The sequence below is a fragment of the Serinicoccus sediminis genome, assembly GCF_004153545.1.
Classification (GTDB): domain Bacteria; phylum Actinomycetota; class Actinomycetes; order Actinomycetales; family Dermatophilaceae; genus Ornithinicoccus; species Ornithinicoccus sediminis_A.
The window spans coordinates 48109-73994 of record NZ_SDVA01000009.1 but is presented as its reverse complement, the minus strand read 5'-3'; the positions used below and the strand labels follow the sequence as shown (position 1 = coordinate 73994).

At 73.0% G+C, this 25886-nt stretch carries 29 protein-coding genes and 2 tRNA genes; 10 read left to right on the top strand and 21 right to left on the bottom strand.

From position 1 onward, the window contains the following. Nucleotides 1-36: 36 nt before the first annotated feature. Together dusB and EUS26_RS10010 are read left to right on the top strand one after the other, a co-directional pair. The gene (gene dusB / locus EUS26_RS10015; RefSeq protein WP_130013690.1) at nucleotides 37-1254 is read left to right on the top strand and encodes a tRNA dihydrouridine synthase DusB; all 1218 of its coding nucleotides are present in this window, start codon (nucleotides 37-39) and stop codon (nucleotides 1252-1254) included. Between the two features lie 45 nt (nucleotides 1255-1299). Beyond that, a complete protein-coding gene (locus EUS26_RS10010) occupies nucleotides 1300-1824 on the top strand; it encodes a type 1 glutamine amidotransferase domain-containing protein (RefSeq protein ID WP_130013688.1) in 525 nt (174 codons plus the stop codon). On the opposite strand, the gene EUS26_RS10005 is transcribed toward EUS26_RS10010, so the two are convergent. Next, nucleotides 1825-2706: a sulfurtransferase gene (locus tag EUS26_RS10005; protein ID WP_130013686.1), complete on the bottom strand. Its 882-nt coding sequence runs from the start codon at nucleotides 2704-2706 to the stop codon at nucleotides 1825-1827. It lies immediately after the preceding gene. Nucleotides 2707-2766: 60 nt separating this feature from the next. On the opposite strand from EUS26_RS10005, the gene EUS26_RS10000 reads away from it, so the two are divergent. From EUS26_RS10000 to EUS26_RS09985, 4 genes are read left to right on the top strand one after another with little or no spacing between them, the layout of a single operon-like run. Continuing rightward, nucleotides 2767-3039, top strand: coding sequence for a DUF2277 domain-containing protein (locus EUS26_RS10000; RefSeq protein ID WP_130013684.1), 273 nt, complete (start codon nucleotides 2767-2769; stop codon nucleotides 3037-3039). Then, a complete protein-coding gene (locus tag EUS26_RS09995) occupies nucleotides 3039-3536 on the top strand; it encodes a hypothetical protein (RefSeq protein WP_238148904.1) in 498 nt (165 codons plus the stop codon). Before EUS26_RS10000 ends, EUS26_RS09995 begins: the two co-directional genes overlap by 1 nt. Next, complete coding sequence (locus tag EUS26_RS09990; protein ID WP_130013682.1) at nucleotides 3533-4807, top strand: deoxyguanosinetriphosphate triphosphohydrolase; 1275 nt, start codon at nucleotides 3533-3535, stop codon at nucleotides 4805-4807. The genes EUS26_RS09995 and EUS26_RS09990 overlap by 4 nt, the downstream gene beginning before the upstream one ends. Nucleotides 4808-4865: 58 nt before the next feature. Next, nucleotides 4866-5957: a hypothetical protein gene (locus EUS26_RS09985; RefSeq protein ID WP_130013680.1), complete on the top strand. Its 1092-nt coding sequence runs from the start codon at nucleotides 4866-4868 to the stop codon at nucleotides 5955-5957. A 3-nt stretch (nucleotides 5958-5960) separates the two neighbouring features. On the opposite strand, the gene EUS26_RS09980 is transcribed toward EUS26_RS09985, so the two are convergent. The 3 genes from EUS26_RS09980 to EUS26_RS09970 are packed head-to-tail and all read right to left on the bottom strand — an operon-like array spanning nucleotide 5961 to nucleotide 9742. Next, nucleotides 5961-7205: a glucose-1-phosphate adenylyltransferase family protein gene (locus EUS26_RS09980; RefSeq protein ID WP_130013678.1), complete on the bottom strand. Its 1245-nt coding sequence runs from the start codon at nucleotides 7203-7205 to the stop codon at nucleotides 5961-5963. Nucleotides 7206-7260: 55 nt separating this feature from the next. Next, on the bottom strand, nucleotides 7261-8217 hold the full coding sequence (gene ligD, locus EUS26_RS09975; RefSeq protein WP_130013676.1) for a non-homologous end-joining DNA ligase: 957 nt from the start codon (nucleotides 8215-8217) through the stop codon (nucleotides 7261-7263). Nucleotides 8218-8221: 4 nt separating this feature from the next. Beyond that, complete coding sequence (locus tag EUS26_RS09970) at nucleotides 8222-9742, bottom strand: MDR family MFS transporter (RefSeq protein WP_238148903.1); 1521 nt, start codon at nucleotides 9740-9742, stop codon at nucleotides 8222-8224. Between the two features lie 182 nt (nucleotides 9743-9924). Here EUS26_RS09970 and dnaG point away from each other — a divergent pair, with 182 nt between their 5' ends. The 3 genes from dnaG (at nucleotide 9925) to EUS26_RS09955 (ending at nucleotide 12572) form a co-directional block, all read left to right on the top strand. Beyond that, nucleotides 9925-11856 carry a DNA primase gene (gene dnaG, locus EUS26_RS09965; RefSeq protein ID WP_130013674.1) on the top strand — a complete coding sequence of 644 codons (1932 nt, stop codon included), beginning with the start codon at nucleotides 9925-9927 and terminating at the stop codon, nucleotides 11854-11856. A gap of 5 nt (nucleotides 11857-11861) precedes the next feature. Further along, nucleotides 11862-12443 (top strand): hypothetical protein, encoded by a 582-nt coding sequence (locus EUS26_RS09960; protein WP_130013672.1) that lies wholly within the window; start codon nucleotides 11862-11864, stop codon nucleotides 12441-12443. Nucleotides 12444-12499: 56 nt separating this feature from the next. Beyond that, nucleotides 12500-12572 (top strand) — tRNA-Asn (locus EUS26_RS09955). A 364-nt stretch (nucleotides 12573-12936) separates the two neighbouring features. On the opposite strand, the gene EUS26_RS09950 is transcribed toward EUS26_RS09955, so the two are convergent. The 12 genes from EUS26_RS09950 to EUS26_RS09900 form a co-directional block, all read right to left on the bottom strand. Then, complete coding sequence (locus EUS26_RS09950; RefSeq protein WP_130013670.1) at nucleotides 12937-13668, bottom strand: GAF and ANTAR domain-containing protein; 732 nt, start codon at nucleotides 13666-13668, stop codon at nucleotides 12937-12939. A gap of 10 nt (nucleotides 13669-13678) precedes the next feature. Continuing rightward, complete coding sequence (locus tag EUS26_RS09945; protein ID WP_130013668.1) at nucleotides 13679-14419, bottom strand: ANTAR domain-containing protein; 741 nt, start codon at nucleotides 14417-14419, stop codon at nucleotides 13679-13681. 426 nt (nucleotides 14420-14845) lie between these two features. Continuing rightward, nucleotides 14846-15088: a hypothetical protein gene (locus tag EUS26_RS09940; RefSeq protein WP_130013666.1), complete on the bottom strand. Its 243-nt coding sequence runs from the start codon at nucleotides 15086-15088 to the stop codon at nucleotides 14846-14848. A 10-nt stretch (nucleotides 15089-15098) separates the two neighbouring features. Further along, entirely contained in the window at nucleotides 15099-15311 is a 213-nt protein-coding gene (locus tag EUS26_RS09935) for a hypothetical protein (RefSeq protein WP_130013664.1), read from the bottom strand. Beyond that, entirely contained in the window at nucleotides 15298-15456 is a 159-nt protein-coding gene (locus EUS26_RS16955; RefSeq protein ID WP_165368576.1) for a hypothetical protein, read from the bottom strand. The genes EUS26_RS09935 and EUS26_RS16955 overlap by 14 nt, the downstream gene beginning before the upstream one ends. Continuing rightward, nucleotides 15453-15665: a hypothetical protein gene (locus EUS26_RS09930; protein ID WP_130013662.1), complete on the bottom strand. Its 213-nt coding sequence runs from the start codon at nucleotides 15663-15665 to the stop codon at nucleotides 15453-15455. Before EUS26_RS09930 ends, EUS26_RS16955 begins: the two co-directional genes overlap by 4 nt. A gap of 393 nt (nucleotides 15666-16058) precedes the next feature. Continuing rightward, the gene (locus EUS26_RS09925; protein WP_130013660.1) at nucleotides 16059-17009 is read right to left on the bottom strand and encodes an amino acid ABC transporter permease; all 951 of its coding nucleotides are present in this window, start codon (nucleotides 17007-17009) and stop codon (nucleotides 16059-16061) included. Next, nucleotides 17006-17689, bottom strand: coding sequence for an amino acid ABC transporter permease (locus tag EUS26_RS09920; protein WP_130013658.1), 684 nt, complete (start codon nucleotides 17687-17689; stop codon nucleotides 17006-17008). The genes EUS26_RS09925 and EUS26_RS09920 overlap by 4 nt, the downstream gene beginning before the upstream one ends. 80 nt (nucleotides 17690-17769) lie before the next feature. Then, nucleotides 17770-18645, bottom strand: a complete 876-nt coding sequence (locus EUS26_RS09915) for a glutamate ABC transporter substrate-binding protein (protein ID WP_130013656.1) — start codon at nucleotides 18643-18645, stop codon at nucleotides 17770-17772. 25 nt (nucleotides 18646-18670) lie between these two features. Next, nucleotides 18671-19444, bottom strand: coding sequence for an amino acid ABC transporter ATP-binding protein (locus EUS26_RS09910; RefSeq protein ID WP_130013654.1), 774 nt, complete (start codon nucleotides 19442-19444; stop codon nucleotides 18671-18673). Between the two features lie 115 nt (nucleotides 19445-19559). After that, nucleotides 19560-19633, bottom strand: a tRNA-Ile gene (locus EUS26_RS09905). A 33-nt stretch (nucleotides 19634-19666) separates the two neighbouring features. Next, nucleotides 19667-20086, bottom strand: coding sequence for a CBS domain-containing protein (locus tag EUS26_RS09900; protein ID WP_130013652.1), 420 nt, complete (start codon nucleotides 20084-20086; stop codon nucleotides 19667-19669). Between the two features lie 226 nt (nucleotides 20087-20312). On the opposite strand from EUS26_RS09900, the gene EUS26_RS09895 reads away from it, so the two are divergent. Then, entirely contained in the window at nucleotides 20313-20828 is a 516-nt protein-coding gene (locus tag EUS26_RS09895) for a DUF3145 domain-containing protein (protein ID WP_202865108.1), read from the top strand. Between the two features lie 46 nt (nucleotides 20829-20874). Here EUS26_RS09895 and EUS26_RS09890 read toward each other — a convergent pair whose 3' ends face one another. The 5 genes from EUS26_RS09890 to EUS26_RS09870 form a co-directional block, all read right to left on the bottom strand. Then, entirely contained in the window at nucleotides 20875-21996 is a 1122-nt protein-coding gene (locus EUS26_RS09890) for a glycosyltransferase (protein WP_130013650.1), read from the bottom strand. 73 nt (nucleotides 21997-22069) lie between these two features. Continuing rightward, on the bottom strand, nucleotides 22070-23329 hold the full coding sequence (fabF, locus tag EUS26_RS09885; RefSeq protein WP_130013648.1) for a beta-ketoacyl-ACP synthase II: 1260 nt from the start codon (nucleotides 23327-23329) through the stop codon (nucleotides 22070-22072). Nucleotides 23330-23447: 118 nt separating this feature from the next. Then, entirely contained in the window at nucleotides 23448-23696 is a 249-nt protein-coding gene (locus tag EUS26_RS09880; RefSeq protein ID WP_130013646.1) for an acyl carrier protein, read from the bottom strand. An 86-nt stretch (nucleotides 23697-23782) separates the two neighbouring features. Further along, a complete protein-coding gene (locus EUS26_RS09875; RefSeq protein WP_130013644.1) occupies nucleotides 23783-24814 on the bottom strand; it encodes a beta-ketoacyl-ACP synthase III in 1032 nt (343 codons plus the stop codon). 58 nt (nucleotides 24815-24872) lie between these two features. Beyond that, nucleotides 24873-25802: an ACP S-malonyltransferase gene (locus tag EUS26_RS09870; RefSeq protein WP_130013642.1), complete on the bottom strand. Its 930-nt coding sequence runs from the start codon at nucleotides 25800-25802 to the stop codon at nucleotides 24873-24875. Nucleotides 25803-25886 lie beyond the last annotated feature (84 nt).

Sequence of the window (25886 nt, the reverse complement as noted above, 5' to 3'; positions counted from 1 at the left end):
GTCGAGGGGCGCCGGCGGTGGGACAATGGGTGCGCCATGACGACCACCGCCCCAGTCCCGACCACCGCCCCCGTCCTGCCGCCCCTGCAGATCGGCCCGCACACCATCGACTCCCCGGTGGTGCTCGCGCCGATGGCCGGCATCACCAACCGCGCGTTCCGGCGGCTGTGCCGGGAGTACGGCCAGGAGGGGCTGGCGGCGGCCGGGTCGGCGAAGGGCGCGGACTGCCTCTACGTCAGCGAGATGATCACCTCGCGGGCGCTCGTCGAGCGCACCCCGGTCTCGATGAAGCTCATCGAGCACGACCCGGGGGAGTCCCCGCGCTCCATCCAGCTCTACGGCGTCGACCCGGCCACGGTCGGGGCGGCCGTCCGGATGGTCGTCGAGGAGGACCGGGCCGACCACGTCGACCTCAACTTCGGCTGCCCGGTGCCCAAGGTCACCCGCAAGGGCGGTGGTGCGGCGCTGCCGTGGAAGAGCGAGCTGTTCCGCGGGATCGTCCGCGCGGCGGTCCGCGAGGCGAGCCCGGCCGGGATCCCGGTGACGGTGAAGATGCGGGTGGGCATCGACGAGGACCACGAGACCTTCCTGGACGCCGGCCGCACCGCGGAGCAGGAGGGGGCGGCCGCGGTGGCGCTGCACGCCCGCACGGCCGCCCAGGCCTACTCGGGGCAGGCGGACTGGGCCCGGATCGCCGAGCTCAAGGCCGCGGTGACCTCCATCCCGGTGCTCGGCAACGGCGACATCTGGTCGGCCGAGGACGCGCTGGCCATGGTCGAGCGCACCGGCTGCGACGGGGTGGTCGTCGGGCGCGGCTGCCTCGGGCGACCGTGGCTGTTCACCGACCTCGCGGCGGCCTTCGCGGGCTCCTCGGTGCGCGTCGAGCCGACCCTGCGCGAGGTGTGCCGGGTGCTGCGGCGCCACGCCGAGCTGCTCGCCGAGTTCCACGGGGACGAGGGGCACGGCTGCCGCGACATCCGCAAGCACATCGCCTGGTACACCAAGGGCTTCCGGGTCGGAGGCGAGCTGCGGCACCAGCTCGGGCTCGTGCACACCCTCGCCGACCTCGACCGTCTCATCGGGACCCTCGACCTCGACCAGCCGTGGCCCGGGGAGGCCGCCGAGGGGCAGCGGGGGCGGGCCGGCTCACCGCGGGTCGTGGCACTGCCGGACCGCTGGCTCGAGGGCCGGCACCTGGACGGCGAGCAGCAGGCGGCCGTGGCCCAGGCCGAGCTGTCGGTCAGCGGCGGCTGACGGCTCGCCGTGCATCCGCCGTCCGTGGCTCCTACCGTGGAGCACATGGCATCTCTTGATGGAAAGACCGTAGCCTTCCTGCTCACCGACGACTTCGAGGACAGCGAGCTCACGAGCCCGTGGGACGCCGTCGTCGAGGCCGGTGGCACCGCCCACCTCATCTCCCTCGAGGCCGGCTCCGTGACCGGCAAGAACGGACACACCCAGGACGTCGACCTCGTCGTCACGGACGCCGACCCCGCCTCCTACGACGCGCTCGTGCTGCCCGGGGGTGTCGGCAACGCGGACAACCTCCGGATGAACGACGACGCCGTGGCCTTCGCCCGCCACTTCGGCGAGCAGGACAAGCCGGTGTCGGTCATCTGCCACGGGGCGTGGATCCTCACCGACGCGGGCGTCCTCCAGGGCCGCACGATGACGTCCTTCCCGTCGCTGCAGACCGACCTGCGCAACGCGGGTGTCACCTGGAAGGACGAGGAGGTCGTCGTCGACGGGCGGCTGGTCTCCAGCCGCACGCCGGACGACCTGCCCGCGTTCAACCGCGAGATGGTCAGCGCGATCGGGGGCTGATCACCGGTCCACCGCCCGGCGGGGGTCGCTGACCCAGTCGCTCCACGAGCCGACGTAGACCGCCGGGCGGGGGCCCACCCCCCGGGCCTCCAGCGCCAGCGCGAGGTGCGCGGCCTGCACCCCGGACCCGCAGTAGACGGCGGTGGCCAGGTCCGTGCGCCCGCCGGCGGCGGTCAGCGCCTGGACGACGTGCTCGGCGTCGACGAACCGGGAATCCGGTCCGACCAGCGACAGGGCCGGCAGGCTCAGCGCCCCGGGCACGTGCCCGGCGACCGGGTCGATCGTCTCGTTCTCGCCCCGGTAGCGGTCCGCGGGACGTGCGTCGAGCACCTGTCCGCCGGCGTCCAGGTGCTGGGTCAGCGCCTCGGCGTCGAGAAGCTCGCGCCCGGCTCCCTCGTCCTGCAGCACCACGTCGCCCGGCTCGGTGTCCACCGGGCCCGCCGGCGTGGGCAGCCCGGCAGTCGCCCAGGCGGCGAGGCCGCCGTCGAGGACACGGCCGCCGTCGAGGCCGTAGTAGGCCGACACCCACCACGCCCGGGCGGCCGCCAGGCCCGGCCCTGCGTCGTAGAACACCACCGGTCGCGCCGCCTCCACCCCCACGTCACGCAGGCCCTGCTCGACGGTCTCCCGCGACGGCATGGGGTGCCGTCCGCCCTCGCCCCCGGGGCTCACCGGACCGGACAGCGCCGACTCCAGGTCCAGGAACACCGCGCCGGGCAGGTGCCCCTCCCGGTATGCCGCCCGGTTGGCCTCGGCGTCGGACCCCAGGGCCCAGCGCACGTCGACCAGGACGGGTCGCGCCCCCGGCGGGCCGACGAGCGCCGCCTGCACCTCGTCGACGGTGACCAGCGGACCGGCAGGGGGAAAGGTCTGGGTGCCCATGCCGGGCACCCTAGCGCCGACGCCGGACAGGCTCGCCCCGGACGTGGCACAGTGAGTCCCATGTGCCGCAACATCCGCCAGCTCCACAACTTCGAGCCCCCGGCCACCCGCTCGGAGGTTCAGGCCGCCGCGCTGCAGTACGTCCGCAAGGTGGGCGGTGCCAGCAAGCCGTCCAAGGCCAACGAGCAGGCCTACGCCGTGGCCGTCGCCGAGATCACCCGGGCCACGCAGGACCTGCTCGACGCGCTGGTGACGACCGCGCCGCCCAAGGACCGGGAGACCGAGGCGGCCAAGGCCCGGGCCCGCGCGGCCCAGCGCTACGCCACCACCTGATGGCCACCCGGGCGGACCGTCGACGGCACCTGCTCAACTGGGTGAACCTGTCGACACCGCTGGGGCTGACCGTCGCCGCCCTGGGCGGGGCCAGGGTCCGGCGCGGCCCCTCCCGCTGCTACCTCGCCGACCACTACCGCTGGTCCTTCCCGGTCGCGGGCGCGTTCACCATCGGTGACGTGGTCATCTCCCGGCACGACCTCGACCGGCTGGCGGCGCTGCGGCCCGGGCTGCTGGACCACGAGCTCACCCACTCCCGGCAGTGGGCGGCCTGCCTGGGGCTGCCGTTCCTGCCGCTCTACCTCGCCTCCATGGGCTGGTCCTGGCTGCGGACCGGCGACCGGGCGGCCCGCAGCGTCTTCGAGCGGCACGCCGGGCTCGAGCGCGGGGGCTACCGCGACGTCCCGACGCGACCGGTCGGTCCGGTGCTCGCGCAGGGCGCGCGGCAGGTGCGCGACGTCGTGCGCCGGCGCCACCGCATACCCTCGGCGGTGTGACCGTCCAGCCGACCGGTGAGTATGCCGCCTCCGCGCGCGAACGATGGGTGGCCGAGGACCCGGCGCAGAAGCGGTCAGACCGGCAGGACTTCGCCCGGGACCGGGCGCGCGTGGTGCACTCCGCGGCGCTGCGGCGGCTGGCGGCGACCACCCAGGTGCTGGCGCCCACGACCGACGACTTCGTCCGCAACCGGCTGACCCACTCCCTGGAGGTCGCCCAGATCGGCCGCGAGTTCGGCGCTGCCCTCGGGTGCGACGCCGACGTCGTCGACACCGCCTGCCTGGCGCACGACATCGGCCACCCGCCGTTCGGGCACAACGGGGAGGCGGTGCTGGACGAGCTGGCGGCGCCCGCCGGCGGCTTCGAGGGCAACGCGCAGACCCTGCGGGTGCTGACCCGCCTGGAGGCCAAGCGCAGCCACGACGACGGGCGGCCGGCCGGGCTCAACCTCACCCGGGCCAGCCTGGACGCGGCGACGAAGTACCCCTGGGCGCGCGGCGACGGGCCGGCGGAGGCGGGCGCCGGCAAGTTCGGCGTCTACGACGACGACCGTGACGTCTTCGCCTGGGTCCGCGCGGACGCCCCGGCCGACGCGCCGCGCCGGCGCTGCCTGGAGGCGCAGGTCATGGACTGGTCGGACGACGTCGCCTACTGCGTGCACGACGTGGAGGACGCCATCGCCTCGGGTCGGGTGGACCCGCGGGCACTGCGCGACGACGACGTCCAGGTGACCGTCGCGACGCTCGCCCGCGACTGGTACGCCTCCGACCTCACCGAGGACGCGCTGGGCGGTGCCCTGGCCGACCTCCTGGCCACCGGGTGGGTCCCCACCGCCCATACCGGCACCCGGGCCGACCTCGCCGCCCTCAAGGACATGACCTCGCGGCTCATCGGGCACTTCGTGCACACCGTCGAGCTGGCGACCAGGGAGCGGCACGGGCCGGGGCCGTTGACCCGCTACGCGGCGGACCTCGTGGTCCCGGACCGGGTGCGGGCGCAGGCCGCCGTCCTCAAGGCGGTCGCCGCGCACTTCGTCATGCTCAGCGAGGAGCGGCGCGCCACCATGGAGCGCGAGCAGCGCATCCTCACCCGGCTCGTCGAGCACTACGCGGGCGACGTCGCACGGCTCGACCCGATCCACGCCGAGGCCGCGGTCCGCGCGCAGCGGGCCGGGGACGACGTGGAGCTCCTGCGGGCGGTCGTCGACCAGGTGGCCAGCCTCTCCGACGCCCGCGCCCTCGCCGTCCACGCCCGCCTGGAGGGCGGGTGACGACGCCCGGGGCGGCGGGTCGCTGCGTCGCCCTGCCACCGGTCGGCGGGCCAGCACGGTGAGGGACCACGGGGCGTGGCTGCCGGACGGCGTCGCCCTGGGGGAGCGGGTGCCGCTGGGCGGCTCGGCCCGCTCGGAGGTGCACCGCCGCGCGGTCCTCGACGGACCGGACGGCTGGGGTGGCTCGGTGGTCGTCAAGCGGTTCCTGCCCCGTCCCGAGGGCCGGGGTGCGGCCATGGGCTGGCGGCGCGAGGTCGCCGGGCTCCGCCACCTGCGCGGCTCCCCGTGCCTGCTCGCGCTGGACGAGACCTCGCAGACGGTCGTCATGGAGGACCTCGGCCACCACCCGACCCTGGCCGACGCCCTCCTCGGCGCGGACCCCGGGGCGGCGTGGCGGCATACCGTGGCCTGGGCGGGAGCCCACGGGGGCGCCGTCGCGGGCGGGGCGGGCGTGGAGGCGGCCCGCCGCGACCTGGGGAGCGAACTGGTCGTGGAGGAGCGCCGCTGGCAGGTGGAGTACCCGCGCCGCGGGCTGGAGCGGCTCGCCGGGACCGCCGGCGTCCGGGCCGGGAGGGCGGCCGCCGCCCAGGCCCGTGACCTGGTCGACGAGCTGCAGCACGACGCGACCAAGCACGTCCTCGGGCCCGGCGACGCGTGCCCGGACAACGCGCTGCTCACCCCGGCCGGCGTCCGGCTGCTCGACCTCGAGGGCACCGGTGTGCGCCACCTGGCCTACGAGGCGGCCTACGCGGCCGAGCCGTTCAGCACCTGCTGGTGCGTCTTCACCCCGCCTCAGGGTCTGACCGACGCGACGCTGGCAGCCTTCACCCGCGCCGCGTCCCGCGCCGTCCCCGGCCTCGAGCACGACCCGGACTGGCGGCGGCAGGTGCGGGGCGCGGTGGCGCTCTGGGTGCTCGCAGGGACCCTGTGGTTGCTCGACGGTGCCGTGGCCGACCGGACGATGGCGCCCGAGGGTCGCACCGGCCCGGCCTTCAGGGGCCTGCTCGTCGCCCGCTGGCGATGGGTGGTGCGGGAGTGCGCCGACGAGCTGCCGGACGTCGCGGCCGCGTGCGAGGAGGCGCTGGGGTGGGCCGGTCGGGCCTGGCGGGGGAACGACCTGGTGCTGCCGCCCTACCCGGCCTTCGGCTGACGCTCACGTGGTGCTGCCGGGCTCCAGCCGGGCGCCGGGCTCCACCGTGGTCCCGCCGCGCACCCGGCAGTCCTGCCCCACGAGGGTCACGGCCTCGTCGGTGAGCCGGGTGCCGGGCGGGCAGGCGCCGACGGTGGCGTCCCGGCCGACCCGCGTCCCCCGGTCGACGACGCTCGTCCGCACCCGCGCGCCGGCCTCGACGAGCACGTCGTCGAGCAGCACGCTGTCCTCGACCAGGGCACCGGCCTGGACCTGGACGCCTCGACCCAGCACCGACCGGACGACCCGGCCGCGGACGCGGGAGCCCGGCCCGACCATGGCGTCCACGAGCTCGCCCTCCTCGCCCACCCAGCCGGGCGGGCCGGGCAGCGTCTGACCGAGGACCGGCCGGTCGGCGTGCCCGAAGACGTCCACCGTGCCGGTGAGCAGGTCACGGTGGGCCTGCAGGTATGCCTGGGGCCGGCCCACGTCCTTCCAGTACCCGGTGATGGGGACGGCCCGGACGCGGCCCCGCTGCACCAGGGCGGGCAGCAGGTGCTCACCGAAGTCGCCGAGCCCGGTGTCGCGGTCGTCGTCCGCGGCGGCCTGCAGCTCGGCGTGCAGCCGCTCCAGCTCGGCCAGCAGGGTCTGCGGCCGGTAGAGGAAGATCTCCGTCGCCACGGTGCCCGAGTCGGTGGACCGCGGCTTGGCGCGGACGGCGGTGACCTGTCCGTCGGCGTCGTGCTCGACCACGACCTTCTGGGTGGCCTCCAGGACGCCGATCTCGGCGGTGACGAGGGTGCACTCGGCCTCGCGGGCCAGGTGCTCGGCCACCACCGGTCGCAGGTCGAGGTTGAAGACGTGGTCGGCGGACATGACGATGAGGACGTGCGGGTCGGCGACCCGGATCGCCTCGCGCATCCGGAAGAGGCCGTCGGCGTTGCCGTGGCTGAAGCCCTCCTCGTGGGCCGACCCGGTGCCCTCCTCGGGGGTCAGCCGGCGGAAGCCGCCACGGTTGCGGTCCAGGTCCCACGGCCGGCCCCCCGCGAGGTAGCCGTCCAGCGAGCTGGACTGGAACTGCACCGAGACCCACACGTCGCTGACACCGGCGGCGGCCAGCACCGACAGCGGGAAGTCGATGAGCGCGTTGGTCGCGGCGAAGGGGAGGGCGGGCTTGGCCCGCTCGCGGGTGAGCACGTCCATGCGGCTGCCCTGCCCGCCGGCCTGCACGACGGCGAGGGTGCGCAGGTCGACAGGGATCGAGGTCACGGCAGACACCGTAGTGCCGATGACCACGGGGCGCCGACCGGACGGGGGCCCGGCCTCAGTCGGGGTCGTCCGGGGTGGCGGCGCCCTCCGCCTCGTCCCGGGCGGCCCACTCCAGCAGGGGTGCGAGGTCGAAGGGCTGGTCGTCGATGCCGGCGTGGAGGTCGCCGAGCTCGGCATACCGGGCCGGCATGGTGCGCACGGTGAAGTCGGCCGGCTCGCAGTCAGGGACCTCCTCCCAGCGCAGCGGCGCGGAGACGCGCGCGTCCTGGGTCGCCCGGACGGAGTAGGCCGCCGCGATGGTGTGGTCGCGGGCGTTCTGGTTGAAGTCGACGAAGACCCGCCGCGGGTCCCGGTCCTTGCGCCACCACACGGTCGTCGCCTCGTCGGTGCGCCGCTCGACCTCGCGCGCGAAGGCGAGCGCCGCCCGCCGGACGTCGGTGAAGCCGTGCTCGGGCGGGACGCGGACGTAGACGTGGATGCCGTGCGAGCCGGTCGTCTTGGGCCATCCCACCGCGCCGAGCTCGGCCAGCACCTCCTGCACGACGCCGCAGACCCGCCGCACGGTCGCGAAGTCGCAGTCCTCGCCAGGGTCCAGGTCGATGCGCCACTCGTCCGGCTGCTCCACATGGCCGCGCCGGCTGTTCCACGGGTGGAACTCCACGCAGCTCATCTGGACCGACCAGATCACCTGGGCCAGCTCGGTGACGCACAGCTCGTCGGCCGTGCGGTTCCACCGCGGGAAGGTGACGTGCACCGTCTCCATCCAGTCCGGCGCCCCGCGCGGCAGCCGCTTCTGGTGCACCCGCTCGCCGGTGATCCCCTCGGGGAAGCGGTGCATCATGCAGGGGCGCTCCCGCAGCGCGGTGACGATGCCGTCGCCGACCGACAGGTAGTAGTGCGCCAGGTCGAGCTTGGTCAGCCCGATCTCGGGGAAGTAGACCCGGTCCGGGTTGGAGATGCGCACCGTGCGCCCACCCACCTCGAGCTCGGTGGACGGGCTGGTCGGCGGCATGGGGTCAGGCTACGGGCTCGGGGTATGCCGTGCCCGTCGCCGCGGCCTCGCGCTCGTGCGGGGCCGCCGGCTCCCGGTCGTGGTCCACGTCCTGGGGAGCGCGGCGGACGAAGAGGCTCAGGACGAGGACGCAGACCGCGATCCCGGTCGAGACGAGCAGGGCGGTGCCGATGCCACCCTCCAGGGCCTCCCGCTCGCCGAGCCCCGAGGCGCCGAGCTGGAAGGCCCGGGTCTCCATGACGGTGACGACCAGTGCGGTGCCGGCGGCAGCCGCGACCTGCTGGCCGGTGCCGACCATGGCGCTGCCGTGGGAGTAGAGCCGCCCAGGCAGCGAGCTGAGGCCGGTGGTGAAGCACGGCGTGAAGAGGCAGGCCAGCGACAGGCTCACGACGACGTGCAGGCCGACGAGGCCCCACCAGGGCACCTGGTCCGCGAGCAGCGCCATCCCGGCCATGCCGGCCACCAGGCCGACGCCGCCGGGGATGACGAGCGGCCGGGGCCCGACGCGGTCGTAGACCCGGCCGACGGTCGGGCCGAGCAGGCCCATGGCGAGTCCGCCGGGCATGAGCATGAGGCCGGAGGCCAGGGTGCCGAAGCCGCGCACCTGCTGCAGCAGGATGGGCAGCAGCAGCATCGCCCCGATGAGCGCCATGAAGCCCAGGCAGAGCAGGGCGAGGGGCACGACATACCGGGTGATGCGCAGGGCGCGCAGGTCGAGGAAGACGAGGGACTCGTCCTTGCGGGCCAGCGAGAGCTGGCGCCAGACGAAGACGGCGAGCGCGCCGACGCCCACGCCGAGCGACCAGGCCGGGCCGACCGGGCCGGCGGCACCCTCGCCGAGGGCGGACAGGCCGTAGACGAGACCGCCGAAGCCGAGGGCGGTGAGCAGTGCGCTCAGCACGTCGAGGCGTGCGGGACGGCCGGGCTCGTCACCCCGCAGCAGCCGCCCCCCGGCGAGGGCCATGAGGACGGCGATCGGCAGGACCAGGCCGAACAGCCAGCGCCACGAGGCGAACTGCAGGATCAGGCCGGACACCGGCGGCCCCATCGCGGGGGCCACGGAGATGGCCAGCGTGAGGTTGCCCATCACGCCGCCGCGCCGCTCCGGCGGCACCAGGGTCATGATCGTCGTCATGAGGAGCGGCATCATCACCGCGGTGCCGCTGGCCTGCACGACACGTGCCAGCAGCAGGACCTCGAAGGTCGGTGCTGCGGCGGCCAGGGCCGTGCCCGCGACGAAGACCCCCATGGCCAGCAGGTAGGCGGTGCGAAGGCTCAGCCGCTGCAGCAGCCAGCCGGTCATGGGGATGACCACGGCCATGGTGAGCATGAACCCGGTGGTGAGCCACTGACCGGTCCCCGCGTCCACGCCGAAGGCGTCCATGAGCGGCGGGAGCGCGTTGAGCATGAGCGTCTCGTTGAGGATGACGACGAACGCCGACGCCGTGAGCACCCGCAGCACGAGCCGGACGCGGGCGTCGTCCGGTGGTGCGGCGGTGGTGGTGCGCTCGGGCGCTGTCGACACAGGGGTCTCCTCGCGGGTCATGGGGGTGGGACGGCGGTGGCCGGGACAACTCATCGGTGGGCCGTCGCATTCCATCCTAGACACGGGCATACCTGGTCGTCCCCAGGTCTCCGGCCGGTCCGGGAGGCGTCGGCGTCGCGACCTAGACTCGGGGGAGGCGGCGTGGAGCGGAGGAGGTGTCGGTGCCCAGGATCAAGGACGAGGACGTCAAGGCGGTCAAGGAGCGCGCCTCCATCGAGGAGGTCGTGCGCGAGCACGTCACCCTGCGCACCGCCGGGGTGGGGGCGATGAAGGGTCTGTGCCCGTTCCACGACGAGAAGACGCCGTCCTTCCAGATCCGCACGGCGGTCGGCAGCTACCACTGCTTCGGGTGCGGGGTCGGCGGTGACGTCATCTCCTTCCTCATGGAGATCGACCACCTCACCTTCTCCGAGGCGGTGGAGCGGCTGGCGGACAAGCTGGGGATCACGCTGCGCTACGAGGAGAGCGGGCCGGGCGGGCGCGGCCGCGGGGAGCAGGCGCCGGTCGGGCAGCGGACCCGCCTGATGGAGGCGCACCGGGTGGCCGAGGAGTTCTACCACGAGGCGCTGCTGCGCTCGGGCGAGGGGCGCAAGGGCCGGGACTTCTTGCGCGACAAGGGGTTCACCGGCGAGCACGCGACGCAGTTCATGGTGGGGTATGCCCCGCGCGAGGGCACCGCGCTGGTGTCGCACCTGCGGCTCAAGGGGTTCACCGAGGAGGAGCTGGTGCTCGGGGGGCTGGCGAACCGGCGCGGCCGCGGGCTCTCGGACCGCTTCCAGGGCCGGGTGCTGTGGCCGATCCGGGCGATCACGGGCGACACGGTGGGCTTCGGGGCGCGGCGGCTCTACGACGACGACTGGAGCCCGGCGAAGTACCTCAACACCTCCGAGACGCCGATCTACAAGAAGACCGGCGTGCTGTACGGCCTCGACCTGGCCAAGAAGGCGATCTCGACCGAGCGCACGGCGGTGGTCGTCGAGGGCTACACCGACGTGATGGCGGCCCACCTGGCCGGGGTCGGCACGGCCGTGGCCACCTGCGGCACCGCCTTCGGCAGCGACCACATCTCCATCCTGCGGCGGATCCTGCGCGACGAGGCGGGCCGGGCCCCGGCCAAGGTCATCTTCACCTTCGACGGGGACGCCGCCGGGCAGAAGGCGGCGATGAAGGCCTTCGAGCAGGACCAGCGCTGGGCGGCGCAGTCCTACGTCGCCGTCGCCGCCGACGGGCAGGACCCGAACGACCTGTGGATCGTGACGAAGGACGACGAGGGGGAGGAGCGGGGCCGGGCGGTGCGCGAGCTGGTGGCGTCCGCGACCCCGCTGTTCGAGTTCGCGGTCCGCACGACCCTGGCGCCCTACGACCTGTCCGAGGCGGCGCAGCGGGTGCAGGCCATGCGGGCCGTGGCACCGATCCTGGCGCAGATCAAGGACCGCACCCTGCGGCCCGAGGTCATCCGGGACGTCTCCGGGTGGATGGGCATCGACCCGGACGCCCTGACCACCGAGGTGGGACGCGCCGCCAGCAGGCCGGCCCCCGCCGCACCGACGGCTCGCCCCTCCTCACCGCAGGAGGAGGGCCCAGCGGCGCCGACGCTGCCGCAGCCCGACCTGCGCGACCCGGTGCAGGTCGCCGAGCGCCAGCTGGTGCAGGTGGCACTGCAGTACCCCCTGGCCGTCGTGCCCGAGGACATGGACGAGCTGGAGCCCGAGGCGCTGCGCGCCCCGATGCACCGGGCGGTCTGGCACGCCATGCGCCAGGCCGGGGGCATCCAGGGGGCGGCGCAGCGCAGCGTGCGGGGTTGGGTGGAGGCGGTGCTCGCCGGCACGCCGCCGCCGGTCCACCCGCTGGTGCACGAGCTGTCGGTGGCGATGCTGCCGGACCGCCTCGACACCGAGACCGGTCTGCCCCGGGAGGCCTTCGTCGACTGGCTGGTCCTGCGGGTGCGGCTGGCCGGCGTCGAGCAGGAGGTGGCCGACCTGCTGGGTCAGCAGTCCCGGGCGCCGGAGGGCAGCCCGGACAAGCGTCGGCTGGACGAGCGGCTCATGGAGCTGCACCGCGAACGGGCCCGGCTGCGGTCCAGGATGGAGTGAGACGGATGCGTTTCTGGCGCACGCGCACGGGCGGCAAGCCCCCCAAGCCGGAGGAGGACCCGACTGACCTGCCCCAGGCGGCCCGGCCCGGGCTGGGCGCTGGCGAGCGGGTGCTCGCCAGCGCGCGGGAGGACGGCACCGGCCACTGGGTGGTGCTGACGACCTTCCGGCTGCTCGAGGTCTCCGAGGGCGGGGAGACGATCGTCGAGCGCCCCTGGCACGAGGTCGACACCGGTGCGTGGGACCCGGACCTGTGGGCGCTCGCGGTGTCCTTCGTCGACCAGCTGGGCGGCCGCCAGTGGGTCCTGCAGCGCCGGACCGGCCCCGGCCTGGTGCCCCAGGTCTTCCGGGAGCGCACGTCGGCGAGCGTGGTCCTGCTGCGGGCCGTCGACCTCGGGCCTCGCCGCAGCGCGCGAGTGACGATCCGCAAGGTGTTGCCGACCCGGGAGCTGGTCGAGCAGGTGCTCTGGGGCCGTGGCGCGGGGGAGGCGGACGCCGAGCTCGTCGCCGCCGTCCGTGCCGCGCGCACGGACCTGCGCGACCAGGTGGGCCTGCCGCCGCAGCCGCGCGAGGACCGCATGGGCTGAGGCAGCAGAGGATTTCGGCGGACGGGCCAGCTCTTGCTAGAGTGCCTGCTGCACGATCCCCTGTAGCTCAATTGGCAGAGCAGCCGGCTGTTAACCGGCAGGTTACTGGTTCGAGTCCAGTCGGGGGAGCGCATCCACCCCCTCTGACCAGTACGAACGGGTCAGAGGGGGTTCTCCGTGGGGGCTACGCGCCAGATGGCAGCGCTCCGTAACAGGATCAGGACGATCCTGCCGGTCCAGAGAAGTCGTCTCCCCTGGGGGCGGGCTGTCCTTCCGTGTCACGCCGTCCCTGACCAGGTCCGGGGGAGAGCGGATCAGGGTCTGCTCGTCGACGACGTCCCGTGCTCGAGCAGAGGCTCCTGACCCCGACCGGGTGCTGCATCTGACCCGTACCGGTCTGGTCACCCAGGTCTGCCTCGGGAGGGTCGGTGCCCTGCACGTCGGAGATCAGGCGGATGCATCACGAGGTATGGAGGACCGTCTTCGCGATGGGCTATCCGGCACGGGTCAGGTCGGGGTGGGACGCGGGGTCGGTGACCACCTCTGAGGCCACGTCGCCCAGGCGCCGACCGGTGTCGCGGCAGTAGGAGCGCAGCAGCCGGAACGCCTCGTCCACGGTGACCCCGCGTAGCTGGGCCAGGGTCCCCTTGGCCTGCTCGATGGTGATCCGGCTGTTGAGGGCGCCCTGCAGCTGCTCGGCGAGCACCAGCCCGCGCCGGATGGTGCGCTCCTGGAGCAGACCGATGGTGGCGACATCCGCGAGGGCCTGCACGATGCGGACGTCGCTGGGGGAGAGGCGACCGCTGGTGGCCCCGAAGAGGCCGAGCGCGCCGATCACCGCGGAGTGGTGGCGCAGCGGGAAGGCGTGGACCGAGCGGTACCCGAGGGCTACCGCGCGGGGCGCGAAGAGCGGCCAGGAGTCCTGGGCGTGGTCCAGGTCGGTGTTGACGACGGGTGTCCGGGTCCGGAAGCAGTCCTGGCACGGCCCCTCGGCGTTCTCGACCTGGAAGAGCTCGAGCAGCCTGACCGACTCGTCCGAGGCCGCCATGAAGACCAGGTCCCCCCGGGGGTCGGCGAGCAGCAGGCCGGTCGCCGAGACGCTGGTGAGCTCGGTGGTCCGGGTGGTGACCATCTGCAGGAACTCGATGAGGTCGAACTCGTCGACCAGCGTGTCAGCGATCTCGACGAAGACTTCGGCGAGGCGGTGCTCGGCGAGCGTGTTCATGGGGGTCTCCTCAGGCATCTGGCGCGGCACCGTCGACGGGGTCGGCTTCCAGGGTGGTCCGGTGGGCCACGATATCGCCGGCCAGCTCGGACAGGGAGATGTTCAGGCAGTAGGCCTCGGCGCGCATCCTGACCATGGCGTCGGCCAGCGAGACGCCCAGCTGGGCCATCACCATGCCCTGGGCCTGGTACACCTCGGAGTAGTTCCCGAGCACGTTCACCACACCGGTGCCGGGCTCCCCGTCCAGGGGTCCGGCGAGCAGGGTCTCCACGCCGAGCGTGGCGAAGTCCAGGGCGTGGAGCAACGACTGGGCCGAGAACGGTGTCCCGTCGCTCAGGTAGATCGCCTGGACGGCCAGGCGTGCTGCTCCCACCTGCAGCGGGAAGGCGAAGACGGCGCGCACCCCGCGCTCGAGCATGACGTCGGAGTAGGCGGGCCAGATCGCCCTACCGTGACCCGCCAGGTCCGGCTCGAGCGCGGGGCGGCGTGAGTCGTGGGCATCCAGCGAGGGTCCCTCGCCGAGGGTGAACTGCATCTCCTCCAGCTCGGCGACCTGGGGCCCGGACGTGGCCAGGGGGACGCCCAGCCGCTCGGCGTCGACCACGCTGACGGCGACGCCACGGGCCGCCACCGCTCGGCTCAGGGCTCGACACTGCCTCGACAGCACACCCGCGGCCGACTCCCCGTCGGTGTCCTGGCGGGGCTCCTCAGCGAGCAGCCGGCGGACCCGGGCCAACCGTGCGTCGCTCATGAGGCTCCTGTGATGTGCTCGCGATCCGCAGGGCCGGGTGTGGCCTCGACCCTCGAGGTGGGTGCCCGAGGACCGTCGCATGATCCGGCGCACGCCGATGATGGTGCAGGTCACGACTCGAATCCGTACCTCACCGGCATGTAGATGAGATTCCCGCGCTGGTCCCGGGCAGGGAGATGGGTGAGCGGGTGGTGCACCAGACGGTAGCGCACGCTGACCTCGACCGGGGGGTCCTCCCAGAGGATGGGGGGTGTCGCGGTCCCGCTGATGCTCCAGGAGTAGCCGTGCGCCGGACCGCAGTAGGCCCGCGCCCGCCACTGCGCTGGCGCCTCCGGCCCCGGTCCTGCACCAGGGCGCGGTGGGACATCGCTGACCGGCTCGGTCGGGGCGCCCTGACCGGCATCCCGAGCACGGGCAGGCTGGCTGTCAGCGGCCACGGCCGACCTCATCGACCTTGCGGTGGAGTCGCATCCCCGCCAGCCCACCCAGGACCGCACCGAGCAGACTGACGGCCGCGGCAGCGACGCCACCGTAGCGTTCCTTCTCACGCTTCCTGGCGAGGTCAGGGTCCTGGCGGCGCCCAGCCTCCGTCTGGCGGCTCGAGTCCTGGGCCCTGTCGTCCCGGGTCCTGGCGCGGGGGAGTCCCTCGGACCCCATGCTGATGCTCATGGCCTCTGCCTCAACGGTGGGGGGCGCAGGTGGACAGCACACCGCGCGCGGCGTGGCCGGCTCGCTGTTCACCCTGCCACGCGCCGAGCCCGGCGCCCGTGACGCCGGTCGTGACAACCCCGCTGGCCTGGTTCAGGCCGACGGCTCCGATGAGGGAGCCGCCGGACCACGCCGCCGCGCCCGGGTCGTGCAGGACACGGGACACCGTGTCAGGCCTGCTCATCGGTCTGCTCCTTCGTCGCCTGCTCGGAAGCTTCCGCTTCGCGACGGCGGCGGAGCCCGCGGGACAGGAATGGCCACGGCCACAGCTGCCGGGCTCCCCCGTCGTCGTCGTCCAGACCGTCGGTGTCGTAGGGATACGTGATCACGCGACCCGCCCCTCAGCGCCGGCCACCGAGTCCACGGAGCGAGCTTCAGGCGCTGTGTCGGACCGAAGCTGCTCGTTGCCGACCGGATCGACGACCTTCGGCGCGTCGGTGGCGGTGTCTGGACTCGCCCCCTTCGCCGGGGCGGTGTCCTTCAGCAGCCCGGTGCCCTGACGGGCTACCGGGTGCTGGATTTGAGTGATGCTGGTCATCCGGGTCTCCCTGGTACTCGGTCGGCGCCCGCACGCGGGGAGGATGCAGATGCTACGAAGAGGTCCTCCGCAGCACAAAGCCCCGTCCCTGACGGCGCCATCAGACGTTTCATGATGTGCTGCCAGGGTCCGGGGCAACGGCCGACACCGCGGGTGCCGACACCTCGACGCTACAAGACGGCATGGCGCTGGGCAACCCACGAGGGGGCCGCATCGGGGCGGCAGGGGCGATGTGCGCCGCTCAGACCTGCGCGAAGTGTGTGAGCGCATCGCGTCCGCTGGGGTGGGGTGACCGAGCCGGCCACCAGTTCTGCCGTGGTGGAGCGGCTCTCGTCGTTCTCCGCACGGGGCACGCGTCCGGTGTGACACGAGGGCGCGTCCTGTGCGGGGCGGCTAGCGCTGGGTGCCGCCGGCTCTGGCCTGGGCTCCGAGGGCGGCACCGGCGGCGCGCTGGCCGGCCTGCTCCTCGTCCTCGGTCGGCGCGCCACCGCCGGGGGTGCCGCGGCGCGTGCGGCGCTGCCGGCCCTCGATCCACTCGGCGAGCTTGGTGATCGCGTAGTTGATGAGGATGAAGATGACGGCGGCGACGAGGTAGGCGGCCAGCGTGTTGGCGTTGGCCGAGCCCAGCTGGCGCGTCCGGCTCAGCAGCTCCGGGTAGGTGATGATGTAGCCGAGCGCCGAGTCCTTGGTGATGACGACGATCTGGCTGATCAGCGCGGGGAGCATCGAGGTGAGGGCCTGCGGCACGAGGATCGCGCGGCGCACCTGGGCCGAGCTCAGCCCGATGGACAGTCCCGCCTCGCGCTGGCCGCCCGGGAGCGAGCCCACGCCGTTGCGGACGATCTCGCAGATGACCGAGGCGTTGTAGAGGACGAGGCCGACCACGACGGCGATGAACGTGGCATTCGCACCGGTGAGCCCGAGGGAGTCCATGAGGCCGACCATCGTGGGGTTCTTCACCAGCATCTGCCACGTGAAGATCATCATGATGAGCACGGGGACGGCCCGGAAGAACTCGACGAAGACGCCGCTGGCCCACCGCACGGGTGCGATGTCCGACATGCGCAGCATGGCCAGGGCGATGCCGAACACCATGGACAGCACGACGGCCACCGCGGCCGCCTGCAGGGTGGCCAGCAGCCCGGGGAGCAGGTAGAAGGTCCAGGTGTTGCTCTCCAGGAACGGCGTCCACTTCGCGGCCTCGAACTGGCCCCGGTTCGCCATCCGGATGAGGACGAGCACCAGCAGGCCCAGCAGCACGAGGGTGCCCAGCACGCCGTAGAGGAGGTGGCGGGCCCGTGCCTTGGGCCCGGGGATGTCGAAGAGGACCTGCTGCGCGCTCATCGCTTCACCGCCAGCTTGGCGGAGAGCCAGCTCGTGCCGAGCCCGACCGGCAGGGTGAGGATGACGAAGCCGATGGCGACGATGAGGAAGATGAGGATGCCGGCGTCCGGGCGGAACTCCATCATGTTGCGCATCTGGTAGGCGATCTCCCGGTTGCCGATGGCCACCGCCACGGTGGTGTTCTTGATGAGGGCGATGAGCACGTTGCCGATGGGGGTGATGCCACCCCGGAAGGCCTGGGGCAGGATCACCTCGCGCAGGCTCTGGCCGAAGCCCAGGCCGATGGAGCGGGCCGCCTCGCTCTGGCCCACCGGGATGGTGTTGACGCCGGAGCGGATCGCCTCGCAGATGAACGCCGCGTGGTAGACGGTCAGCCCCAGGACGGCGAGCCAGAAGTTGTTCTCGAGGATGAAGTTGGGGTTGTCCTCCCGGGGCACGAACTCGATCCCCAGCTGCAGCCACAGCCCCAGGTTGGCGAAGACGATGATGAGGGTCAGCGGGGTGTTGCGCAGGAGCGTGACGTAGGTGGCGCCGAACCAGTTGAGGACCGACACGGGCGCCAGCCGGAGGATCGCCACGACGGTCCCCAGGACCATGGCCAGCACGAAGGACACGGCCGCGAGCCGGATGTTGAGCCAGAACGCCCCGATGACGTCGAACTGCTCGATGAGCTCCAGCACGGGCTGCTCCCTCCAGGGTGGTGGCTGCGCCGGGGCCGCGAGGGCCCCGGCGCAGCGAGACGGGTCAGTCAGTCAGGCACTCAGGCGCAGTGACCGCCGGCCTCCGGCGGGTTGAGGTCGGCGTTGGGGGTGTAGTCAGCCGCGCCCAGGTTGTCCTCGATGATCTGCTCCATGGTGCCGTCCTCCCACAGCCCGTTGAGGATCTCGTTGATCTCCTCGCACTGGTCGGAGTCCTGCGGCAGACCGACGCCGTAGTTCTCCTCGGAGAAGGTGTTGCCGACGACCCGGAACTGGCCGGCGTACTCGTCCTGCGCGGCGAAGCCGGCGAGGATCGTGTCGTCGGTCGTGAGGGCGCCGATCTGGCCGGAGGCCATGGCCTCCATGCACTCGGAGTAGCTGCCGTACTCCTGCAGCGCCACGCCGTACTCCTCGTTGACCCGGGCGGCCGAGGTCGACCCGGTCACCGAGCACAGGATGGCGTCGCCCATGGAGTCCGGGCCCTCGATGTCGCTGTCGGTCGGCACCAGGAGGTCCTGGCCGGCGACGAAGTACGGACCGGCGAACTGCACCCGCTCCTTGCGCTCGTCGGTGATCGAGTAGGTGGCGAAGATCATGTCGACCTGGTCGGACTCCAGCAGGTCCTCGCGCTGCGCGGAGATCGCCTCCTTCCACTCGATCTGGTTCTCGGTGTAGCCCAGCTCCTCGGCGACGGCCTTGGCGACGTCGACGTCCATACCGGTCGGGTCGCCGCCCTCGTTGAGGCCGAGGCCCGGCTGGTCGAACTTGATGCCGATGGTGACGGTCTCGCCGTCGGTGCCGCCCTCAGCCGCACTCTCCTCGCTGGACTCGCCCCCGCCGCCGGCGTCGGCCTCGCCCCCGTCGTCACCGCCGCAGGCGGCGAGGGTCAGGGTGGTGGCGGCCGCGAGCGCGACGATCCGGAAGGTGGTGGAACGCATGGGGATCTCCTTGTGTCGTTGCTGGTCAGTGGGTCAGAAGCTTGCCGAGGAAGTCCTTGGCACGGTCGGACTGCGGGTTGGTGAAGAACTCCTCCGGGGTGTTCTCCTCGACGATCGCTCCGTCGGACATGAAGACCACGCGGTCGGCGGCCTTGCGGGCGAACCCCATCTCATGGGTGACGACGATCATCGTCATCCCGCTCTTGGCCAGGCTGGTCATGACGTCGAGGACCTCGTTGATCATCTCCGGGTCCAGGGCCGAGGTCGGCTCGTCGAAGAGCATGACCGTCGGGTCCATCGCCAGGGACCGCGCGATCGCGACACGCTGCTGCTGGCCGCCGGAGAGCTGGGCGGGGTACTTCTCGGCCTGGTGGTCGACGCCCACCCGCCGGAGCAGCTCCATGGCGCGCTCCTTGGCCTCGGGCGCCTTCTTCCTGCGGACCTTGATCGGCCCCATGGTGACGTTCTCGAGGATCGTCTTGTGGCTGAAGAGGTTGAAGCTCTGGAAGACCATGCCGACGTCGGCCCGCAGCCGGGCCAGCGCCTTGCCCTCGCTGGGCAGCTCGTCGCCGTGGATGGTGATGGTCCCGGACTCGTAGGACTCGAGCCGGTTGATGGTGCGGCACAGGGTCGACTTGCCGGACCCCGACGGGCCGATGACGACGACCACCTCGCCCTCGTGCACGGTGAGGTTGATGTCCTTGAGGACGTGCAGGTCGCCGAAGTGCTTGTTGACGTCCTCCAGCACGACCAGCGGCGCGCCCAGGTCGGTGCCGGGCGACTCACGGGTGTCGGTCATGTCGCGCACCCTAGACGCGTATGCCGTGACGCGGCAGCGACTCGCGGTGGTTGTCACCGCATTGTGACCTTCGGCAGGCCACCCGTCCGCCGGGGCGCCCCGGCTGGTGGGGGAGTGGGCCAGGCGGGGCTTGAACCCGCGACCGACGGATTATGAGTCCGCTGCTCTGACCGGCTGAGCTACTGGCCCGCGGGGGCCGAGTCTAGTGAGGCCCTGCGGCGCTCACTGCCGCAGGTAGGACTCCAGGTGGTCCCGCTCGGCCTCGAGGGCGTCCAGCCTGGCCTTGACCACGTCGCCGATGGAGATGATGCCCAGCAGCCGGCCGTCCTCGACGACCGGCAGGTGGCGGAAACGGCCCTGCGTCATCGTGGTCGCCAGGTGGGTGAGGTCGTCGTCCATGGTGCAGGTCTGCACCGAGGTCGTCATGAGCTCGTGGAGCGCGGCCCCGCTCCCGGCGCCGCCGCGCAGGTGGTGGACGACGTCGCGCTCGGAGACGATGCCGGCCACGTCCTCCCCGTCGAGCACCACGACGGCACCGATCTTCTGGTCGTCGAGCACCTCGAGCAGCTCGGCGAGCGTGGCCGTGGCGGGCAGGGTGGCGACCGTGCTGCCCTTCTTCTTGATGAGGTCGGCGACGCGCATGGCGCGAAACTAGCAGACCGCCTGACGCCGCGTCACGCAGTTCGCCGGGGGTCCCGGGCGCCGACGACCGCGACCTGTGGGGCCGGTGGGACGCAGAAAGTTCACCGTGGCACTTGCTCCCTGCGGGACGAGAGAGCACAATGTGTCGCAGCACGCGGCAAACCGCGGTCGCCTGAGCGGGTCGAGGTCGTTGGGGAAGACGTCCCTCACCACACAGGAGGCCAGGATGTCCGTCGTCATGCCACGAGTCATGACTCGCGGGGTGGTGTTCATTCACTCCACCCCGACTGCGTTGTGCCCGCACATCGCCTGGGCGCTGGAGGGTGTCCTCGACACCCGGGTGTCCCTCGACTGGGTCGGTCAGCCGGCCGAGCCGGGCACGATGCGCACCGAGTTCGCCTGGACCGGCGAGGCCGGCACGGGTGCCACGATCGCCAGCGCCATGCGCGGCTGGGACGGCCTGCGGTACGAGGTCGTCGAGGAAGCCAGCCGCGGGAGCGACGGCGTCCGGTGGACGCACACGCCGGGTCTCGGGATCCACACCGCACGCCTGTCGGCGAACGGCGACGTCGTCGTCAACGAGGACCGGCTGCGGCAGATCATGGAGTCCGCGGCCGGGTCGGCCGCCACCCTGACGGTCGAGCTGGACCGCGCCCTCGGTGCGGCCTGGGACGCCGAGCTCGAGATCTACCGTCACGCCGGGGAGGGCGCCCCGGCCACCTGGTTGCACAAGGTCGGCTGACGCGGGGCCCGCCCCCGGTCGCCTGTGAGACCGGGGTGGGGCAGCGTCACGTCTCTCGTGCCTGTGCTCGTGCCGCGACGCGCTCGTGCACGTCGAGCATCCGTCGTGCGCTCACCGGCCAGCTGAACCCCTCGGCGGCGGCACGCGCCCGCGCCCGGGCCGAGCGCCGGTCGAGCAGCTCCTCCACGCCGTCGGCGAAGGCGGCCGGGGTCGAGGCGCGCACCACACCGCCGTCACCGACCACCTCCTGCAGGGCTCCCTCGTCGCAGCAGACGACCGGTATGCCGCAGGCCAGCAGCTCCAGCGCCGCCAGCCCGAAGGTCTCCAACGGGCCGGGGGAGAGGGCCAGGTCCGCGCGCCCCAGCTCGACGGCGAGCTCGTGGCGGTCGGTGACGTAGGAGTGGAAGGTCACGGGGAGGTTCTGCGCCCGCCGCACCAGGTCCTCCAGCATGGGACCGGACCCGAAGACGGTGAGCTCGACGTCGCGCCCCCGACGGACCAGCTCGCGGACCGTCTCGATGGACAGCGCCGGGTTCTTCTCCGGGGACAGGCGGCTGCAGTGCGCGATCCGCAGGGGGCCGTCCGCCCCCGGCGCGGGCCCGTCGGCCAGGTCCCGGGTCGGCACGAAGGTCTCCAGGTCGACGCCTAGCGGCACGACGTCCGCGGGGAGCCCGTTGCGGTGGAACTCCTGCGCGGCGAACGCGCTCGGGCAGACGATGGCGTCGTAGTCGGCGGCGCTGAGCCGGTTGATGAGGTCGGCCGCCCAGTGCGAGGGCCGCTCGGGGACCGGGGTGCGCCGGACCAGGATGCCCGTCATGTTCTCGTGGCTGATCATGACCGACCCGATGCCGCGCCGCCGCGCCCAGCGGCCCATCCACCGCGTCGTCGAGCGGTCGGACACCTCGATGACGTCCGGCGCGATGGCGTCCATGAGCCGGGACAGCCCGACCCGGCTCCACATGAGCGAGTAGCCGGTGCCGGGCACCGGGGTCGCGGGGACCCGGTAGACCAGGCCCTGGCTCTCCTCGGTGATCTCCTGGCCGGGACCGGGGATGATGAGCGAGGCCCGGTGGCCCGCCTCCTGGTAGAGCTCGCCCCAGTGCCGCAGCGCCGTCTTGATGCCGCCCGACGTGGGGCTGACGAAGTTGGCGACGCGCAGGATGTGCATGGGGCGCGAGCCTAACGTGGCCGGTCGTGCTCGCCGCGGACCCGCCGGGCGGCGGGCCACGGTGCGACCGGGCTCAGGAGGCCGAGGTGAAGGTCAGCGCGACGTTGACCCCGCCGAAGCCGAAGGCGTTGTTGACCGCGGCGAGCTGGCCCTCGGGGAGCGCCCGCGGGCCTCCGGTGACGACGTCGAGGTCGATCTCCGGGTCCTGCTCCTGCAGGTTGATGGTCGGCGGCACCTGACGGTGGTGCAGCGCGAGCACGGTGAGCAGCGCCTCCAGCGCGCCGGCGGCCCCGAGCAGGTGGCCGGTCATGGACTTGGTGGCGGTCACCGCGATGTCGCCGGTGTGGTCGCCGAAGGCGCGGTGGATGGCCTTGGTCTCGGCGACGTCGCCCACCGGGGTGGAGGTGGCGTGCGCGTTGATGTGCGCGATGTCGTCGGTCGCGAGCCCGGCGTCGGCGATGGCCTCCTCCATGGCCCGCGCGGCCCCCGCGCCCTCCGGCTCGCCCGCGGTGATGTGGTAGGCGTCCGAGGACATCCCGAGGCCGTCGAGGTAGGCGTAGATACGGGCCCCGCGCGCCCGTGCGTGCTCCTCGGCCTCGAGGACCATGATGCCGGCGCCCTCACCCATGACGAAGCCGTCGCGGGCCACGTCGTAGGGGCGCGAGGCCCCCTGCGGGTCGTCGTTGCGGTCCGAGAGCGCGGTCATCGCGGCGAAGGCGGCGATGCAGACCGGGTGGATGGCGGCCTCGGTGCCGCCGGCGACGACGACGTCGGCGCGGCCGTTGCGGATCATGGTGAGGGCCTGCCCCATACCCTCCGCGCCCGAGGCGCACGCGCTGACCGGGCAGTGCGCACCGGCGCGGGCGCCGAGGTCCAGCGAGACGGCGGCGGCGGGACCGTTGGGCATGAGCATCGGGACGGTGAGGGGGAAGACCCGCCGGGGGCCCTTCTCCTTGAGGGTGTCCCACTGGCTCAGCAGCGTGTGCACGCCACCGATGCCGGATCCGATGGCGACGCCCAGCCGCTCGGGCTCGACCTCCGGCGCCCCCGCGTCGGCCCAGGCCTCGCGCGCGGCGATGAGCGCGTACTGGCCCGAGGGGTCGTTGCGGCGTACCTCGACCTTCTTGAGGACCTCGAGGGGATCGGTGTGGATCGGCGCGGCGAAGGTCACCGGCAGCTCGTGCTCGGCGACCCAGTCGTGCTCCAACGTCCGGACACCGCTGCGGCCGGCCACGATCGCCTCCCACGTCTGCGGCGCCGTGCCCCCGACGGGGGTGGTGGCGCCGAGGCCGGTCACGACGACGCGGCGGGCGGTCTGGGTGGTGTCGGTCATGGGTGGCGGCCTCCTGGGACGGGACGGGCGTGGTCAGGTCGTCGACATCAGGGTATGTCGTCGGGCTGGGGCCCGGCCCGGTGCGTCACGGTCTGCGCGGCACCGGGCCGGAGCGGGGTCAGCCCTGGTGGTTGGCGATGTAGGACACCGCGTCCTTGACGTGGGTGAGGTTCTTGACCTCGTCGTCCGGGATGCGGACGCCGAACTTGTCCTCGGCGTTGACGACGATCGTCATCATCGACAGGGAGTCGATGTCGAGGTCCTCGGTGAAGGACTTGTCCATCTGGACCTCCTCGGCCTCCAGCCCGGTCTCCTCGTTGACGATCTCGGCCAGACCCTCGAGGATCTCCTGCTCGCTCAGTGCCATGGTGCGTTCTTCTCCTAGCGTGGACAACAGATGGTCGACCCGGGATCGTGCTCGCCCGCCGGGTCACGGGAGTCATGCTGCCGCAGTCAGGGCATCTCGACGACCTGGGCCGCGTAGACCAGCCCGGCCCCGAACCCGATCTGCAGCGCGAGCCCGCCGTGGGGCACCTCGCCCTCCTCGAGCATGCGGCTCATCGCCAGCGGGATCGAGGCGGCGGAGGTGTTGCCGGTCTGCGCGATGTCGCGCGCGACCGGCACGTGCTCGGGCAGCTCGAGGGCCTTCACCATCGCGTCGGTGATGCGCATGTTGGCCTGGTGGGGCACGAAGGCGTCGAGGTCGGCCGGCGTGAGGCCGGCGGCCTCGACGGCCCGGCGGGCCACCGGCGCCATCGAGAAGACGGCCCACCGGAAGACGGTCTGGCCCTGCATCGTGAAGGCCGGCCAGTCGAGCCCCTCGGTGCGGCCCGGGTCCTCCATGGCGGGGCGCAGGTCGGTCCAGGACTCACGCTGGGTGATGGCGTCGGCCCGCTCGCCCAGGCTGCCCCAGATGGTCGGGCCGATGCCCGGCCGGTCCGCGACGCCCACGACCGCGGCCCCCGCGCCGTCGCCGAAGATGAAGGCCGATCCGCGGTCGTGCTTGTCGGTGAAGTCCGAGAGCTTCTCCACACCGACGACCAGCACGGTGTCGACGCTCCCGGCGCGGATCATGTCGTTCGCCTGGGCGATGGCGTAGCAGTAGCCTGCGCACGCCGCCGAGATGTCGTAGGCCGCCGGGTCGGTCAGCCCCAGGCGGTCCGCCAGGACCGGCGCGGCGGCCGGTGTCTGGAAGGGGTGGGTGACGGTGGCCATGATGACCGCGTCGACCTGGCCGGTCTCGATCCCGGCACGCTCCAGGGCCTGCCGGGAGGCCGCCTCGGCCATGTCGACGACCGACTCGTCGTCCCGCGCGAACCGCCGGGTGACGATGCCCGAGCGCTGCTGGATCCACTCGTCGCTGGAGTCGATGAACTGGCAGATCTCCTCGTTGGTCACCACCCGTTCGGGGCGGTAGGCACCCAGGCCCAGGATCCGGGCATGGCGCAGCGTCGTGGGTGCCGAGAGGGCGGGTCGCGTGCTCACGGGCGGACCTCCTGGGGATGGGCGGGGCGGGATCGGGTCACGGGTGGTGCGGGACGGGTCAGGCGGCGCCGTGCTCACGGACCATGCGCGCGGCGGCCTCCAGGTCGCCCGGGGACCTCAGCGCCAGCGTCTCCACGCCGCGCAGCCCCCGCTTGGCGAGCCCGACGAGGGTGCCGGCCGGGGGGAGCTCGATGAGCCCGGTCACCCCCATGGACAGCAGCGCCTCCATGGTGAGGTCCCAGCGCACCGGGCCGGCGACCTGCGCGATGAGGCGGCGCAGGACCTCGCCGCCGTCGGCGACCACCTGGCCGTCGGCGTTGGACAGCAGCGGCACCCGCGGGTCCTGGGGGCGCAGCGACTCGGCGTGCCGGGTGAGTCGGTCGACCGCGGGCTGCATGTGGTGGGTGTGGAAGGCGCCGGCGACGGGCAGCGGGACGACCCGGGCGCGGGCCGGGGCGTCCTGACCGAGGGCGGACAGCTGGTCGAGGGTGCCGGCCGCCACGACCTGGCCGGAGCCGTTTATGTTGGCGGGGGTCAGGCCGTGTCGCTCCAGGGCCGCGGCGACCTCCTCGGGGTCGCCCCCCACCACGGCGGACATGCCGGTCGGGGTGAGCGCGGCCGCCTCGGCCATGCCCAGACCGCGCTCCCGCACGAAGCCCATCGCCTCGTCGGGCGCCAGCACCCCGGCGATCGCGGCCGCCGTGATCTCGCCCACCGAGTGGCCCGCGGTGGCGGACACGTGCTGCGGCACCTGGTCGTGGTCGAGCACCAGCGGGAGGGTGGCGAGGCCGGCGCTGACGATGAGCGGCTGGGCGACCGCGGTGTCCTTGATGGTGTCGGCGTCCGAGGTGGTGCCGTGCGTGACGAGGTCGAGCGAGGCGGCGGCGGCCAGTGCGTCCACCCGCTCGCGGACGGTCTCGTCCTCCAGCCAGGGGGCGAGGAAGCCGGGGGTCTGGGAGCCCTGTCCGGGCGCGACGATGACAAGCACGCCCCCTACTGTGCCGGTGAGACCCTCCAGGACGCGACTGCGCGACGCACGATAATGGCGGGTGTTCTTTGGAGGAACCCTCCA

Excerpts from the sequence above, each read along its gene's own strand:
- dusB (WP_130013690.1), top strand. The coding sequence starts at position 37 with ATGACGACCACCGCCCCAGTCCCGACCACCGCCCCCGTCCTGCCGCCC.
- EUS26_RS10010 (WP_130013688.1), top strand. The coding sequence starts at position 1,300 with ATGGCATCTCTTGATGGAAAGACCGTAGCCTTCCTGCTCACCGACGAC.
- EUS26_RS10005 (WP_130013686.1), bottom strand. The coding sequence starts at position 2,706 with ATGGGCACCCAGACCTTTCCCCCTGCCGGTCCGCTGGTCACCGTCGAC.
- EUS26_RS10000 (WP_130013684.1), top strand. The coding sequence starts at position 2,767 with ATGTGCCGCAACATCCGCCAGCTCCACAACTTCGAGCCCCCGGCCACC.
- EUS26_RS09995 (WP_238148904.1), top strand. The coding sequence starts at position 3,039 with ATGGCCACCCGGGCGGACCGTCGACGGCACCTGCTCAACTGGGTGAAC.
- ligD (WP_130013676.1), bottom strand. The coding sequence starts at position 8,217 with ATGCCGCCGACCAGCCCGTCCACCGAGCTCGAGGTGGGTGGGCGCACG.
- EUS26_RS09960 (WP_130013672.1), top strand. The coding sequence starts at position 11,862 with ATGCGTTTCTGGCGCACGCGCACGGGCGGCAAGCCCCCCAAGCCGGAG.
- EUS26_RS09950 (WP_130013670.1), bottom strand. The coding sequence starts at position 13,668 with ATGAACACGCTCGCCGAGCACCGCCTCGCCGAAGTCTTCGTCGAGATC.
- EUS26_RS09945 (WP_130013668.1), bottom strand. The coding sequence starts at position 14,419 with ATGAGCGACGCACGGTTGGCCCGGGTCCGCCGGCTGCTCGCTGAGGAG.
- EUS26_RS09940 (WP_130013666.1), bottom strand. The coding sequence starts at position 15,088 with ATGAGCATCAGCATGGGGTCCGAGGGACTCCCCCGCGCCAGGACCCGG.
- EUS26_RS09935 (WP_130013664.1), bottom strand. The coding sequence starts at position 15,311 with ATGAGCAGGCCTGACACGGTGTCCCGTGTCCTGCACGACCCGGGCGCG.
- EUS26_RS09930 (WP_130013662.1), bottom strand. The coding sequence starts at position 15,665 with ATGACCAGCATCACTCAAATCCAGCACCCGGTAGCCCGTCAGGGCACC.
- EUS26_RS09925 (WP_130013660.1), bottom strand. The coding sequence starts at position 17,009 with ATGAGCGCGCAGCAGGTCCTCTTCGACATCCCCGGGCCCAAGGCACGG.
- EUS26_RS09915 (WP_130013656.1), bottom strand. The coding sequence starts at position 18,645 with ATGCGTTCCACCACCTTCCGGATCGTCGCGCTCGCGGCCGCCACCACC.
- EUS26_RS09910 (WP_130013654.1), bottom strand. The coding sequence starts at position 19,444 with ATGACCGACACCCGTGAGTCGCCCGGCACCGACCTGGGCGCGCCGCTG.
- EUS26_RS09900 (WP_130013652.1), bottom strand. The coding sequence starts at position 20,086 with ATGCGCGTCGCCGACCTCATCAAGAAGAAGGGCAGCACGGTCGCCACC.
- EUS26_RS09895 (WP_202865108.1), top strand. The coding sequence starts at position 20,313 with ATGTCCGTCGTCATGCCACGAGTCATGACTCGCGGGGTGGTGTTCATT.
- EUS26_RS09890 (WP_130013650.1), bottom strand. The coding sequence starts at position 21,996 with ATGCACATCCTGCGCGTCGCCAACTTCGTCAGCCCCACGTCGGGCGGC.
- fabF (WP_130013648.1), bottom strand. The coding sequence starts at position 23,329 with ATGACCGACACCACCCAGACCGCCCGCCGCGTCGTCGTGACCGGCCTC.
- EUS26_RS09880 (WP_130013646.1), bottom strand. The coding sequence starts at position 23,696 with ATGGCACTGAGCGAGCAGGAGATCCTCGAGGGTCTGGCCGAGATCGTC.